Annotated in this window: 14 protein-coding genes; 7 read left to right on the forward strand and 7 right to left on the reverse strand. The window is 66.4% G+C overall.

Features of this window, described 5'->3' with window-relative positions; translation table 11 throughout:
• Positions 1–71 precede the first annotated feature (71 nt).
• Together HBF32_RS01435 and HBF32_RS01440 are read left to right on the forward strand one after the other, a co-directional pair.
• Positions 72–761 carry a carbonic anhydrase gene (locus HBF32_RS01435; protein WP_166697857.1) on the forward strand — a complete coding sequence of 230 codons (690 nt, stop codon included), beginning with the start codon at positions 72–74 and terminating at the stop codon, positions 759–761.
• A 9-nt stretch (positions 762–770) separates the two neighbouring features.
• Positions 771–2,288, forward strand: coding sequence for a SulP family inorganic anion transporter (locus HBF32_RS01440; RefSeq protein ID WP_166697858.1), 1,518 nt, complete (start codon positions 771–773; stop codon positions 2,286–2,288).
• A 178-nt stretch (positions 2,289–2,466) separates the two neighbouring features.
• Here the strand turns inward: HBF32_RS01440 and nth are convergent, their stop codons facing one another.
• From nth to HBF32_RS01460, 4 genes are all read right to left on the reverse strand, one after another.
• A complete protein-coding gene (gene nth, locus HBF32_RS01445; RefSeq protein WP_166700396.1) occupies positions 2,467–3,081 on the reverse strand; it encodes an endonuclease III in 615 nt (204 codons plus the stop codon).
• A 20-nt stretch (positions 3,082–3,101) separates the two neighbouring features.
• Positions 3,102–3,710, reverse strand: coding sequence for an electron transport complex subunit RsxB (rsxB, locus tag HBF32_RS01450; RefSeq protein ID WP_166697859.1), 609 nt, complete (start codon positions 3,708–3,710; stop codon positions 3,102–3,104).
• Between the two features lie 24 nt (positions 3,711–3,734).
• A complete protein-coding gene (metG, locus tag HBF32_RS01455) occupies positions 3,735–5,834 on the reverse strand; it encodes a methionine--tRNA ligase (RefSeq protein ID WP_166697860.1) in 2,100 nt (699 codons plus the stop codon).
• Positions 5,835–5,931: 97 nt separating this feature from the next.
• Positions 5,932–6,378 carry a DUF2147 domain-containing protein gene (locus tag HBF32_RS01460; RefSeq protein WP_166697861.1) on the reverse strand — a complete coding sequence of 149 codons (447 nt, stop codon included), beginning with the start codon at positions 6,376–6,378 and terminating at the stop codon, positions 5,932–5,934.
• A gap of 236 nt (positions 6,379–6,614) precedes the next feature.
• Here HBF32_RS01460 and apbC point away from each other — a divergent pair, with 236 nt between their 5' ends.
• The 3 genes from apbC (at position 6,615) to HBF32_RS01475 (ending at position 9,050) form a co-directional block, all read left to right on the forward strand.
• Positions 6,615–7,700, forward strand: a complete 1,086-nt coding sequence (gene apbC, locus HBF32_RS01465; RefSeq protein WP_166697862.1) for an iron-sulfur cluster carrier protein ApbC — start codon at positions 6,615–6,617, stop codon at positions 7,698–7,700.
• A gap of 67 nt (positions 7,701–7,767) precedes the next feature.
• Positions 7,768–8,334, forward strand: a complete 567-nt coding sequence (dcd, locus tag HBF32_RS01470) for a dCTP deaminase (RefSeq protein ID WP_089973877.1) — start codon at positions 7,768–7,770, stop codon at positions 8,332–8,334.
• 224 nt (positions 8,335–8,558) lie between these two features.
• A complete protein-coding gene (locus HBF32_RS01475; RefSeq protein ID WP_166697863.1) occupies positions 8,559–9,050 on the forward strand; it encodes a hypothetical protein in 492 nt (163 codons plus the stop codon).
• Positions 9,051–9,188: 138 nt separating this feature from the next.
• On the opposite strand, the gene HBF32_RS01480 is transcribed toward HBF32_RS01475, so the two are convergent.
• Positions 9,189–9,602: an HIT domain-containing protein gene (locus HBF32_RS01480; RefSeq protein WP_166697864.1), complete on the reverse strand. Its 414-nt coding sequence runs from the start codon at positions 9,600–9,602 to the stop codon at positions 9,189–9,191.
• On the reverse strand, positions 9,599–10,270 hold the full coding sequence (locus HBF32_RS01485; RefSeq protein WP_166697865.1) for a dienelactone hydrolase family protein: 672 nt from the start codon (positions 10,268–10,270) through the stop codon (positions 9,599–9,601). The genes HBF32_RS01480 and HBF32_RS01485 overlap by 4 nt, the downstream gene beginning before the upstream one ends.
• Positions 10,271–10,407: 137 nt before the next feature.
• On the opposite strand from HBF32_RS01485, the gene rimO reads away from it, so the two are divergent.
• The gene (rimO, locus tag HBF32_RS01490) at positions 10,408–11,730 is read left to right on the forward strand and encodes a 30S ribosomal protein S12 methylthiotransferase RimO (RefSeq protein ID WP_166697866.1); all 1,323 of its coding nucleotides are present in this window, start codon (positions 10,408–10,410) and stop codon (positions 11,728–11,730) included.
• Between the two features lie 4 nt (positions 11,731–11,734).
• Positions 11,735–12,523 (forward strand): DUF3025 domain-containing protein, encoded by a 789-nt coding sequence (locus tag HBF32_RS01495; RefSeq protein ID WP_166697867.1) that lies wholly within the window; start codon positions 11,735–11,737, stop codon positions 12,521–12,523.
• A 34-nt stretch (positions 12,524–12,557) separates the two neighbouring features.
• Here the strand turns inward: HBF32_RS01495 and HBF32_RS01500 are convergent, their stop codons facing one another.
• Positions 12,558–13,193 carry a response regulator gene (locus HBF32_RS01500; RefSeq protein ID WP_166697868.1) on the reverse strand — a complete coding sequence of 212 codons (636 nt, stop codon included), beginning with the start codon at positions 13,191–13,193 and terminating at the stop codon, positions 12,558–12,560.
• Positions 13,194–13,232: the final 39 nt, after the last annotated feature.

Here is a 13,232-nt window from a genome sequence, read left to right on the forward strand (position 1 = left end):
CACATCGCCGGGCGCCGGCGGCTGCCTGTGCGGCCGTCACTTCCCAACGCAAATAAAAAAAGGAACATGTCATGGAACGCCTCATCGAAGGTTTCGATCATTTCCGCCGCCACATGACCGCCGAACAGCGCGACCTCTTCGCGCGCCTCGCTTCGGGGCAGACTCCCCACACCATGTTCATTACCTGCGCCGATTCGCGCGTGATGCCCGAAATGATCTTCGGGGCACAGCCCGGCGAGCTGTTCGTCTACCGCAACGTCGGCAATATCGTTCCTCCGTATGCGCAGCACGTGAGCGGCGTCGTCGCCGCCATCGAATATGCGGTCACTGCCCTCAAGATGAAGCACATCGTCATCTGCGGTCATTCCGATTGCGGTGCCATGAAGGCGCTGCAGAACCCGGCCGCGCTCAAGGGCAAGCCTTCCGTGGAGCAGTGGCTCAAGCATGCCGACGTGGCGCGCTATGTGGTGGCCGAGAACCGGCCCACGATCCAGGGCGAGGAAGGCCTGCGCTACCTCACCGAGGAAAACGTCGTCGGCCAGCTGGAACACCTGCGTACGTTGCCGGCCGTCGCCGCCGCGATGGCGAATGGCAGCCTGCGCATCCACGGCTGGATCTACGACATCGCGAAGACGGAGATCACCGCCTTCGATCCGGCCGAAGGCCGTTTCCGTCCCCTGCTCTCAGGCGACGGAAACGTGCCGGATGCCACCCCGCACGCGCGTTTCTCGACGCCGGCGCCGGTCGCCTCCGCCGCTTAAGGATCCATCATGCGCAGCTATTTTTCTCAAGGCCTTTTTGGCCGCGACCTCCTTGGATCGGTGGTCGTCTTTCTTGTCGCCTTGCCGTTGTGCATGGGTATCGCCATCGCCTCCGGCATGCCGCCCAGCGCGGGTCTGATCACGGGCATCGTGGGCGGCCTCGTCGTGGGTGCCATTGCCGGATCGCCGCTGCAGGTCAGCGGTCCGGCGGCGGGCCTGGCCGTGCTCGTCTTCGAGCTGGTGCGCGAGCACGGCGTGGCCGCCCTCGGTCCCGTCGTGCTGCTGGCCGGCCTGATCCAGGTCGTCGCCGGCCTCTGCCGGGTGGGGGTCTGGTTCCGCATGACCTCGCCGGCCGTGGTGGCGGGCATGTTGTCGGGCATCGGCATCCTCATCGTCGCCTCGCAGTCGCATGTGCTGCTCGACGCCATTCCGAAGGCACGCGGTCTCGAGAACTTCGCCGCCCTCCCGGCGGCGGCGTGGGAGACGGTCACCGGCACGGGTGGTGGACAGACACCCGGCGCGCTCATGATCGGCCTCGGCACCATCGCGATCATGCTCGGCTGGGAGAAGCTGCGGCCGGCGAAGCTCCGCTTCATCCCCGGCGCGCTGCTCGCCGTCGTGGCGATGACGGCGGTCGCGCAGATCGGCGCCTTCGACGTGAAGCGGGTGGACGTACCGTCCAACCTGTTCTCGGCGGTGAGCCTTCCGACCGCCGGTAGCCTGTTCGGCGTGTTCGACGCCACGCTGCTGGTTGCCGCGGCCACCTTCGCCTTCATCGCCAGTGCGGAGACGCTGCTCTCGGCGGCCGCGGTGGACCGCATGCACGATGGGGCGCGTACCAACTTCGACCGCGAACTCACGGCACAAGGCGTAGGCAACCTGATCTGCGGCTTCCTCGGCGCGTTGCCGATGACCGGTGTGATCGTGCGTAGCGCGGCAAACGTGCAGGCTGGCTCGGCCACCCGCATGGCCGCCATCCTGCATGGCGGCTGGCTGCTCGGCTTCGTCATGCTGTTGCCCTGGCTGATGCGGATGACGCCGGTGTCGTGCCTTGCCGGCATCCTCGTGTACACCGGCGTGAAGATGGTCAATCCGAAGCAGATCAAGGACCTCGCCGTGTACGGCAAGGGCACCGCGGCGGTCTACGTGGCCACCACGGTCGCCATCGTCGCGACCGACCTGCTCACCGGCGTGATCGTCGGCTTCGGCATGTCGCTGCTGCGCCTGGCCTTGCTGTCGTCGAAGCTGAAGATGGATGTGACCCACCACGACGAGCCGGGCACCGCCACCTTGCGCCTCGAGGGTTCGGCCACCTTCCTCAAGGTGCCGACGATGGCGCGCACGTTGGAACGCATTCCGCCGAACACGCGCCTCTCGGTCATGCTGGACCGGCTGCACCACATCGACCAGGCGTCGCTGGAACTGCTGCGCGAATGGGGCAGGAACGCCTCGAAGCGCGGGTGCGAACTGGTGGTGGACTGGCAGGAGCTGGGAAGGCGCGTGGAGGGCTCCAGGCGCGCGGCGTGACATCGTCGATGCCGGATATGTAGGAGCCGCTATGGCGGCGAGCGGAGCTTGCGGCGGATTGGCAAGATTTTCCTCGCCGCTATAGCGGCTCCTACAGAAGAGGGGGACCGAAAGAAACCTTGTGGGGCCGGCATGGCCGATCCCCGCACGGTGGCGTTGACCGGGCCGGTTTCCCGGCTCAGTCCGGCTTCGTCTTGTGCTTGTACGCGCAGAGGTCGACGATCGCGCAGGCGGGGCAATCCGGCTTGCGCGCCTTGCAGACGTAGCGTCCGTGCAGGATCAGCCAGTGGTGCGCGTCCTGGATGAATTCCTTCGGGATCGCTTTCTCAAGCTTGTCCTCGACCTTGCGCACGTCCGGTCCCGGTGCCAGACCAGTGCGGTTCGCCACGCGGAAGATGTGCGTGTCCACGGCGATGGTGGGTTGACCGAAGGCGGTGTTGAGCACGACGTTCGCCGTCTTCCGGCCCACGCCGGGCAATTCCTCGAGCGCCTCGCGCGAGGTCGGCACCTCGCCCGCATGGCGGTCCACGAGGATCCGGCTCATGGCGATCAGGTTCTTCGCCTTGTTGTTGTAGAGGCCGATGGTGCTGATGTAACCCTTCAGCTTTTCCAGTCCCAGGTCGAGGATCTTCTGCGGCGTGTTCGCCACGGGGAAGAGCTTGCGCGTGGCCTTGTTCACGCCCACGTCGGTGGCCTGCGCCGAGAGCGCCACGGCGGTCAGCAGTTCGAAAGGCGTGGTGTATTCGAGTTCGGTCTTCGGATGCGGGTTCAGTTCGCGCAGGCGGCTGAACATCTCGACCACGTCGGCCTTTTTCACGGGTTGTCCTTTTTCCTGGCTTTCGCGCGGGCGAGTGCCTCGAGCACGGCGTTCTTCGCCGCGGGTGCCGCCACGTCCACCTTGCTGGCGGCGAGCTGGCGGTCGCGCGCGTCGCGCTCTCGGGCCAGTCGTCGCTCGCGCCGCTGGAAGCGCCGGCGTGCCGCGTCGGCATGCACGCGGTCGTCCGCCTGTGCCTGCGGCATGGGATCGAGGACGATGCAGTCCACGGGGCACGCGGGTACGCAGAGCTCGCAACCGGTGCACAGGTCGGCCACGACCGTGTGCATCTGTTTCGACGAACCGACGATGGCGTCGACCGGGCACACCTGGATGCACTTCGTGCAGCCGATGCAGTCCGCCTCCACGATGCGGGCCAGCGTGCGCGGCTTCTCGATGCCGCGCGACGCATCCAGCGGCAGCACGGGACGGTCGAGCAGGGCGGCCAGCCGTGCGATGCCGGCGGCACCGCCGGGCGGGCAGCGGTCGATCGCGGCCTCGCCGGCGGCGATGGCTTCAGCGTAGGGACGGCAGCCGTGGAAACCGCATTGCTCGCACTGCGTCTGCGGCAGCAGGTCGTCGATGCGGTCGGCGAGCGTGGGCGTCATGGCTGGCGCGGCCGGATGGCCGGATCAGCGCACGGTGGCGCCCGGCGCCGCGCCCTGGTCGGCGTCGAGCAGGAAGAGGTCCGCGCCGCCGTCGCCGGCCGAGAGGATCATCCCCTCGGAAAGGCCGAAGCGCATCTTGCGCGGCGCGAGGTTGGCGATGAAGACGACGTTGCGGCCGACGAGTTTCTCCGGCTCGCCGTAGGCGGCGCGGATGCCCGAGAAGATCTGGCGCTTGCCGAGCGGACCGGCATCGAGTTCGAAGCGCAGGAGCTTGTCCGAGCCGTCCACGAATTCGCAGGCCTCGACCTTGCCGATGCGCAGGTCGAGCTTGGCGAAGTCGTCGATGGAAATGGTGGCGGTTTCAGTGGTGGCGTCGGTCATGGCTTTCGGAGCTTCTTTGGCTTTCTTTGCGGGTTTGGCTTCCGCGGCGACGGCCTTGGCCTGTTCCGCGGGGGAGAGGGATTCCTTCGACGATTCGACCATGGCTTCGATCTTCTTCGGATCGAGGCGGCCGAAGAGCGGCGAGAATCCGTTGACGCTGTGGCCGAAGAGTTCGCGGCGGGCATCGGCGAAATGCTCCACCGGCGCACCGAGGAAATCCTCGGCCATCGCCACCGTCTTCGGCAGGATCGGCTTGATCAGGCTGGCAAGCAGGCGGAAGACGTGGATCGCCAGCGTACAGATCTGTTGCAGTTCGTCGCGGCGGCTCTCGTCCTTCGCCAGCTTCCACGGTGCCACCGCGGCGATGTAGCCATTGGCATCGTCGGCGAGCGCGACGAAGCGGCGGCACACTTCGGCCAGGTCGCCGCTGTCGTAAAGGGCGACGGTCTCGTCGTAGGCCCGGAGGAAATTCGGCCACCAGGCCGACATGGGCTCCTCGAAGCGGTCGGCCAGCTTTCCGTCGAAGTGCGAATGCAGGAAACCCGCCGTGCGGCTGGCGATGTTCACCCATTTGCCGACGAGGTGCGAGTTCACCCGCTCCTCGAACGACTTCAGGTCGAGGTCCACGTCCACCGGATTCTCGGTAAGCATGGTGGCGAAGTAGTAACGCAGCGCTTCAGGGTCCAGGCCGCTGTCCAGGTAGGTGCGCGCCTGGATGAAGGTGCCGCGCGACTTGGACATCTTCGCGCCGTTGACCGTCAGGTACCCGTTCACGTGCAGCGCGGTGGGCGTGCGCATCCCCGCCCCATGCAGCATCGCGGGCCAGAACAGGCCGTGGAAGTTGATGATGTCCTTGCCGATGAAATGGTGCATCTCGGCCGTGCTGTCGGGGCCGAGGAAGTCGTCGAAGCGCAGGTCGGTGCGCTCGCACAGGGCCTTGAACGAGGCAAGGTAACCCACGGGCGCGTCGAGCCACACGTAGAAGAACTTGCCCGGCGCGTCCGGAATCGGAAAACCGAAGTAGGGCGCGTCGCGGGAGATGTCCCAGTCGCGCAGGCCCCCATCCAGCCATTCGGCCAGTTTCGCGGCGACGCCCGCGTTGGCGACCGGCTTGCCGCCGGTGAACCTGCCGCCGAACCAGTCGCGGAGCAGGGTCTCGAACTTGCCCAGTTCGAAGAAGTAGTGCTCGGAATCGCGCAGGATCGGCGTGGCGCCCGACATGACCGAATAGGGATTCAGCAGCTCCGTCGGCGCGTAGGTGGCGCCACAGTTCTCGCAGTTGTCGCCGTACTGGTCCGGCGTGCCGCAGACGGGGCAGGTGCCCTTGATGTAGCGGTCGGGCAGGAACATGTCGCGCTCGGGATCGTACAGCTGCTGGATGTCGCGGCGGGCGATGTAGCCGCCGTCGCGCAGCCGCGTGTAGATCGCGGTCGCGAGTTCCCGGTTCTCCGGCGAGTGCGTGGTGTGGTACTGGTCGTAGCTGAAATGGAAGTCCGTGAAGTCGGCCTCGTGGCCGGCCCGGATGGCCGCGATGTAATCCTCGGGCGACTTCCCCGCCTTTTCGGCGGCGAGCATGATCGGCGTGCCGTGCGCGTCCTCGCCGGCTACGTACCATACCTCGTTGCCCTGCATTCGCTGCGCCCTCGCCCAGATGTCGGCCTGGATGTAGCCGAGCATGTGGCCCAGGTGCAGCGGGCCGTTGGCATAGGGGAGGGCGTTGGTGACGAGGATGCGGCGGGCCATGATTCGCACGGTCGGCTGTGGGACCGGGGATTATGGCATGTGACCCCGCCGCGTCATCGCTTCGTCGGCTTCTCGCCGCTATAGCGGCTCCCACAGGCTATTCCTGACGAATCCATTCCTGGCTGCGGCCGATGAGGGAGAAACCGATGTAGCCGTGCACGTCGAGCTTGCTGCCGCCGTCCATCAGCTTCAGCGTGACTTTGTAGATCTTGCCCTTGGCCGGGTCGAGGATCTGGCCGCCGGACCACTCGTCGCCGTCCTTCTTCAGGCCCCACATGATGGTCATGCCTTCGATAGGCTTGTTCTTGCGCTCGCCGTCGCATTTGGCGCAGACCGGGTGCGGACCGTGCTCCGACTTCAGCACCTGCACCACCTTGCCTTCGAGCAATCCGCCGTTTTCGCTGATTTCCACGATGGACTTCACTTCGTGGGTCTTGTCGTCGATCGTCTTCCACTTGCCCACAGGGGTGTCGTTGGCGGCCAGGACGGGAAGGGCGCTCGCGGCCAGGGCGAGGGCAAGGGTCGTGCGGATCAAGGATTTCATAGGCTTCCGGGCTTCCCATACGGTCAGGTATGGCCGAGCCTGACGAGGGCCGTGGCGGCCGTCAAGCTGCATCGCGCCAGACGGAGAGGGCGGCTGCCGGAACGTACCCGGCGCGCCGCCTCTTTTGGGGCCGGGCCTGGCGGCTCGCGCGCCGCTGAGGGGGGCGAGGCGAAAAACTGTCGGCGCAGGGCGCAGTCCTACATAATGGGAAGTCTCAGAATTTCCCCATCCCCCTTATGACCCAGGCCAGCGAAACCCTCGTCCGCGGCATCCTCGACCGCATCATCGACCCCCATTCGGGCCAGCCGCTGGGCGCGTCCGTGCGTGCCGTCGGCGTGGATGGCGACCGGATCTCGGTCGATATCCTGCTCGGCTACCCGGCGGCCGGCTACGTCGAACTCGCCGCCGCCGAGGCGAAGGCGGCGCTCGAGGCCGATCCGGCGATCTCGGCCGCGGCCGTGTCGGTGGCCTGGCGCGTGCACGCCCACAAGGTGCAGGGCCAGCTCGCCCCGTTGCCGGGCGTGAAGAACATCGTCGCGGTCGCCTCGGGCAAGGGCGGGGTGGGCAAGTCCACGGTGTCGGTGAACCTGGCGCTGGCGCTGGCCGCCGAGGGCGCGACGGTCGGCATCCTCGACGCCGATATCTACGGTCCGAGCCAGCCGCGTATGCTGGGCCTGGCCGGCAAGCCGGTCTCGCCGGACGGCAAGAGCATCGAGCCGATGCGCGCGCACGGTCTGCAGGCCATGTCGATCGGGGTCCTCATCGACGAGGACACGCCCATGATCTGGCGCGGCCCCATGGTCACCCAGGCCCTCATGCAGCTCCTGACCGACACGCGCTGGGAGGCGCTGGATTACCTCATCATCGACCTGCCGCCGGGCACGGGCGACATCCAGCTCACCTTGTCGCAGAAGGTACCCGTCTCCGGCGCGGTGATCGTCACCACCCCCCAGGACATCGCCCTGCTCGACGCACGCAAGGCCCTGGGCATGTTCCGCAAGGTGGAGGTGCCGGTCCTGGGCGTGGTGGAGAACATGGCCACCCACGTCTGCACCCAGTGCGGACACGAGGAACACATCTTCGGCCATGGCGGCGGCGCGCGAATGGCGGCCGAGGCCGGCATTCCCTACCTCGGCGACCTGCCGCTGGACATCCGCATCCGCGAACAGGCGGACGAAGGAAGGCCCACGGTGGCCGCCATGCCGGACTCGGACCTGGCCATGCGCTATCGGGCCATCGCCCGCGCCACGGCCGCCAGGCTTTCCCTGCAGGCGCGCAATAAGGCCATCGGCTTTCCCAAGATCGTCATCCAGAACACCTGAGCGGGCTCCGGTAGCGCGTTCGGCGACGTTCCTATACCTTTCCGGCTCCAGCGAGGGAGAGACAGCATTGAGCATCAAGTCCGACAAGTGGATCCGCCGCATGGCCGCGGAGCACGGCATGATCGAGCCGTTCGCTCCAGGCCAGGTCAAGGAGCGGGACGGCCACCGTCTGGTTTCCTACGGCACGTCCAGCTACGGCTACGACGTCCGTTGCGCGGATGAGTTCAAGGTCTTCACGAACATCAATTCCACGATCGTCGATCCCAAGGCGTTCGACGAGCGCAGCTTCGTCGACATCAAGTCCGACGTCTGCATCATTCCGCCGAATTCCTTCGCCCTCGCACGCACCGTCGAGTACTTCCGCATTCCGCGCAAGGTACTCACGATCTGCCTGGGCAAGAGCACCTACGCGCGCTGCGGCATCATCGTGAACGTGACGCCGCTCGAACCGGAGTGGGAGGGGCACGTCACCCTGGAGTTCTCCAACACCACGCCGTTGCCCGCGAAAATCTACGCCAACGAGGGCGTGGCGCAGATGCTGTTCCTCGAGTCCGACGAGGAATGCGAAGTGTCGTACGCCGACCGCGGCGGCAAGTACCAGGGCCAGCGCGGCGTCACCTTGCCGAGTACCTGAACACCCCCCTCATTGTGGGAGCCGCCATAGCGGCGAGAAGCCCACAGAGCGATGAAGCGGCGAGGTTCGCTCCTCGTGCGCCGAAGCGGCGAGGCCAGTTTCCCTCGCCGCTATAGCGGCTCCTACAGGGCCGCCGGCTGGCCCCGCTCACCGGTTTGTCGCCATACACCCCTTGCGCGGTAGACTTGCCTCTTCACGCCACACCCGATCCACGGAGACACCGCATGATCCGAGTTCCCACCCTGATGGCCCGCGGCGCCGCGGCGATCTTCCTCGCCAGCATGCTGGTCTTGGCCGGTTGCCATCGTGGCGCCTCGAAGTCCGACCACGTCACGGCGGAGCAGGGCCAGTTCGACTACACCATCAAGGCGTACAAGAGCGGCCAGTTCCTCGTCGACGGCGCCGTGCTCTCCGCCGCCGATACCGGTAGCCACTTCGCCTACCTGAAGGACCAGGGCAAGCTGCCGAAGACGGTGCTGGTGCTGCCCAGCGACGAGTCCAAGATCCGCGACAACCACCTGGGCTTCCTGGCTCGCATGCAGCTGGACTACGGCTTTGCCGTCTACTACGACAAGAAGGGCGAACTGGTTCGCCTGAACGCCGTGGAAGAAAAGGCCCGTCAGCTCGAAGACACCCCGCACAAGGCGGCACTGCCGGATCGCATGCAGGGCAAGGAAGCGTCCAGCGGCGCCTACGACTCGCAGACGCAGCAGTAAACCGAAACCGAAACCGATCGGCGGCTCCCTCGCCATGCGTGGGAGCCGCTTCAGTGGCGATGGATGCTTGCGGCAAGCGTGCCCGCTGTCGCGCGGGATCGCCGGCATAGCCGGCTCCCACAAGACGAGGCAGCTCCCTCAGAGAGCTAGCAGACCCTTCAAGGCTTCCAGCACTCGGGATGCTTCGCCCTCACCGTATGCCTCGGCCTGGCCATGCCCCCACACCGGCCCCGGCCACGCCGCATCGCCCTCCACGCGCGCGATCACATGCACGTGCAACTGGCGCACGATGTTTCCCAGTGCGCCGATGTTGAGCTTGTCGCACGGCGCGACGGACCGCAGCGCCGCACCCGCCAGATCTACCTCGCGCCATAGTGCCGCGCGATCGGCCTCGGCGAGATCCGCCACCTCCACCATGCCCGGTTGCCTCGGAACGAGCACCAGCCAGGGATAGCGGCGGTCCCGCATCAGCAGCACACGGCACACGGGCAGGTCGCCGACGGCAACGGTGTCGGCGGCCAGTCGCGCATCCAGCGCGAACGCGTCGCTCACTGGAGCTCCTGGGCGAAGAATGCCAGCGTGCGCTCCATGGCGAGCTTTGCACTGGGCTCGTCGTAGGTGGGCCCCACTTCGCGGTTGAAGCCGTGATCGGCCGGGTAGACCCAGGTATCCATGTCGGGCTTAAGCTCGCGGTGCTTCTCCACCACCTCGGGCGGAATCGAGTGGTCGCGTTCGCCGAAGTGGAAGATGACGTTGGCCTTCGCCGGCTCGGTGAGGAACGGTGCGTTGCGGGCGCCGTAGTAGCTTGCCGAGGGCAGGCCGAGGCGCAGCGCCGCGAGCATGGCGACGGTGCCGCCCCAGCAGTAGCCCACGGTCCCGACCTTCACCTTGTAGCGGTCGGCGATGAGCGCCGCCGCGATCCCGACGTCCTGGGTGGGGCGTAGCAGGCCCAGCTCGGCGACCATCTTCAGGCCCTTCTGTACGCCGTCCTGGTCGTATCCCAGTTCCGCGCCCTTTTCAACGGGGTCGAAGAGGGACGGTGCGATGGCGACGTAGCCCTCCCGCGCAAAGCGGTCGGCCACGCCGCGGATATGGGCGTTGACGCCGAAGATCTCCTGGATGACCACGATCCCGCCCTTGGGCGTGCCTTCGGGCTCCGCCAGGTAGGCGTCCATGCTCTCGTGCGGTCGGGAGGTATCGAGGATCAGGGTGTGGCCCATGGGTTGCATCTCCGTCATGTAGGGTGGGGGAGCGGATTGCCCATCTTAACCAGGCGCCCGTGCAGGGGGCTTGACCGGAAACCCCATTTGCCGCGAACGGCTATAATGCGCGGCTTCCTCCCCCCGGTACCCACGGCATGTCCCAGGCCGCACAGACCCAGAAGATCGGCTTCGTCAGCCTTGGCTGCCCGAAGGCGCTCGTCGACTCCGAACGCATCCTCACCCAGCTCAAGGTCGAGGGCTACGAGATCGTGCCCACCTACGATGCCGCCGACGCCGTGGTGGTGAACACCTGCGGTTTCATCGACTCCGCGGTGCAGGAATCGCTGGACGCCATCGGCGAGGCGCTGCACGAGAACGGCAAGGTCATCGTCACCGGCTGCCTGGGCAAGCGCCAGGAACTGATCCGCGAGAGCTATCCCGACGTGCTGGCCATCACCGGGCCGCAGGACTACGCGTCGGTGATGGAGGCGGTGCACCAGGCGTTGCCGCCCACCCGCAACAAATTCCTCGACCTGGTGCCCGACACGGGCGTGAAGCTCACGCCGAAGCACTACGCGTACCTCAAGATTTCCGAGGGCTGCAACCACCGTTGCAGCTTCTGCATCATCCCGTCGATGCGTGGCGACCTTGTCAGCCGGCCGGTCGACCAGGTGCTGCTCGAGGCCGAGAAGCTCGTGAAGGGCGGGGTGAAGGAGCTGCTCGTCATCTCCCAAGATACGAGCGCCTACGGCGTGGACGTTCGTTATGCCGAGCGCGAATGGCGCGGTAAGTCCTACCGCACGCGCATGACCGAACTCTGCGCAGGCCTGTCCGAACTGGGTGTGTGGACGCGCCTGCACTATGTCTATCCCTACCCGCACGTGGACGAAGTGATGCCGTTGATGGCGGAGGGCAGGATCCTTCCCTACCTCGACATCCCGTTCCAGCACGCCAGTCCGCGCATCCTCAAGCTGATGAAGCGTCCCGGTAACGTCGACAAGACGCTGGAGCGCATCCATAACTGGCGCCGACAGGTACCGGATCTCACCATCCGCAGCACCTTCATCGTGGGCTTCCCCGGCGAAACCGACGCGGAGTTCCAGGAACTGCTCGACTTCCTTCGCGAGGCCGAACTGGATCGCGTCGGCGCGTTCGCTTACTCGCCGGTGGACGGTGCGAAGGCCAACGAGCTGCCGGGACAGATCGACGAGGAACTGAAGGAAGACCGCCTCGAGCAGTTCATGGCGGTGCAGGCGGAGATCTCGGCGGCGAAACTGCAGCGGAAGATCGGCAAGACCATCAAGGTGCTGGTCGACGAGATCGATGCCGAAGGTGCCTGGGGCCGGTCCAGCGCGGATGCGCCCGAAATCGACGGCGCCGTGCGCATCGACGACGGCCAGCTGCTTAAGCCGGGCCAGTTCGTCGACGTGATCGTGGAAGAGGCGGACGCGCACGACCTCTACGGCCGCCTGGCCTGAGTCCATGCGTTATGTGGCGCCGACGCGGGAAGCGCTCGATCGGAGCGTGCTCACGTCGCCGCCGCTGTCGGATTGGGCGGATTTCGCGCCGCTTCTGCGCGCTGCGGACTGGCCGGAGGTGGACGGACTCAACACCCTCTGGCCCGACGGCGCGCGTCATCGCTTCGTCGCACAGGACAAAGCCCTGCTTGCCGATGGCCTGCATTACGAGCAGCGCATCGCCGACCGTGGCGCCATCGCCACGCGCCCCGCGAACTGGCACGACCTGTTCAATGCGTTCGTATGGCTGCGATACGGGGCGATCAAGCGCGCGCTGAATGCGCGGCAGGTGGCGGAGATAGCGATCATGGGCCCGCGCGAGCGCTCGCGTCCGCAATGCGCGCTGACCCATTTCGACGAAGCCGGCCTGGTTGTGACGCTGCACGACGGCGACATGCTCGATGCGTGGAACGCGCACGACTGGCATCGCCTGTTCTGGGTGCATCGCCATGCGTGGCTGAGCGGAGGCGCGCGCGTCGACGTCTTCGGGCACGCCTTGCTGGAGCACGCGCTGACGCCCGGCAAGCTGCTCGTCGGCAAGGCGCTTGTCGTAATGGGTAAAGACGATGCCGTTGCGCGCTGCGCGGAAGCGATCGCATCCGGTGCGATACTCAACGACCCGCTGGAACTGCGGCCACTGCCGGTATCCGGCGTGCCAGGGTGGCATGCGGATACGTCGAACGAGTCGTTCTACAAGGAATCGCCGTGCTTCCAGCCACTGCGAGAAGGCCGCACCTATCCCGCGCCGCTATAGCCTTGGCGAAGCGGCTCCCACATAAATCGGCTCGCTACACCAGCCCGTGGTCGCGCACGAAGTCGAGCAGCAGCCCGTCGTGGTCCACACCCAGCTTGCGCATCGCATCGCGCTTCTGCCGGCTGATGGTCTTCACCGATTTGCCTTCGCGCTCCGCGATCTCTTGTAGCGACATGCCGGCGACGAACAGCCGGATGACTTCCTTTTCGCGCGGCGACAGGTCGGCGCCCGGCATGGCCTCGGATACCTCGTCGGTTTCGTGGAGGATGTCGAGGAGCGTTTCGCTCAGGTAGGTTTCGCCGGCCGCCACCGCGCGTACGGCGACGGGCAGCTCTTCCATCGACGCGCGCTTGTCGACGATGCCGCGCACGCCGCGGTGGAGCATCGTCATCAGCGCGGCGGGGCGGTTGATCATGGTGAGCACCACCACGGCGCGGCCCGGATATTCCTTCATGATCGTCTCGAGGAGGGCGAATCCATCGTCCTGCCGGTCACTCGGCATGAGAAAATCCGTAACAACGACGTCGCAGGGACGGTCGGCCAGCATGGCCAGGAGCTCGTCGGCGGAGCTCGCCTCGCCCTCCACCTCGATGTGCGCGGTCCGCAGCGCCAGCGCGCCGCCAACGAGGACCAGGGGGTGGTCGTCTGCCAGAATGACCTTGAGTGGCATGTCTCGTGTTCTCCTTCCTGCATTGCGGTACGGCGGACT

The organism is Luteibacter yeojuensis, assembly GCF_011742875.1.
GTDB lineage: Bacteria > Pseudomonadota > Gammaproteobacteria > Xanthomonadales > Rhodanobacteraceae > Luteibacter > Luteibacter yeojuensis.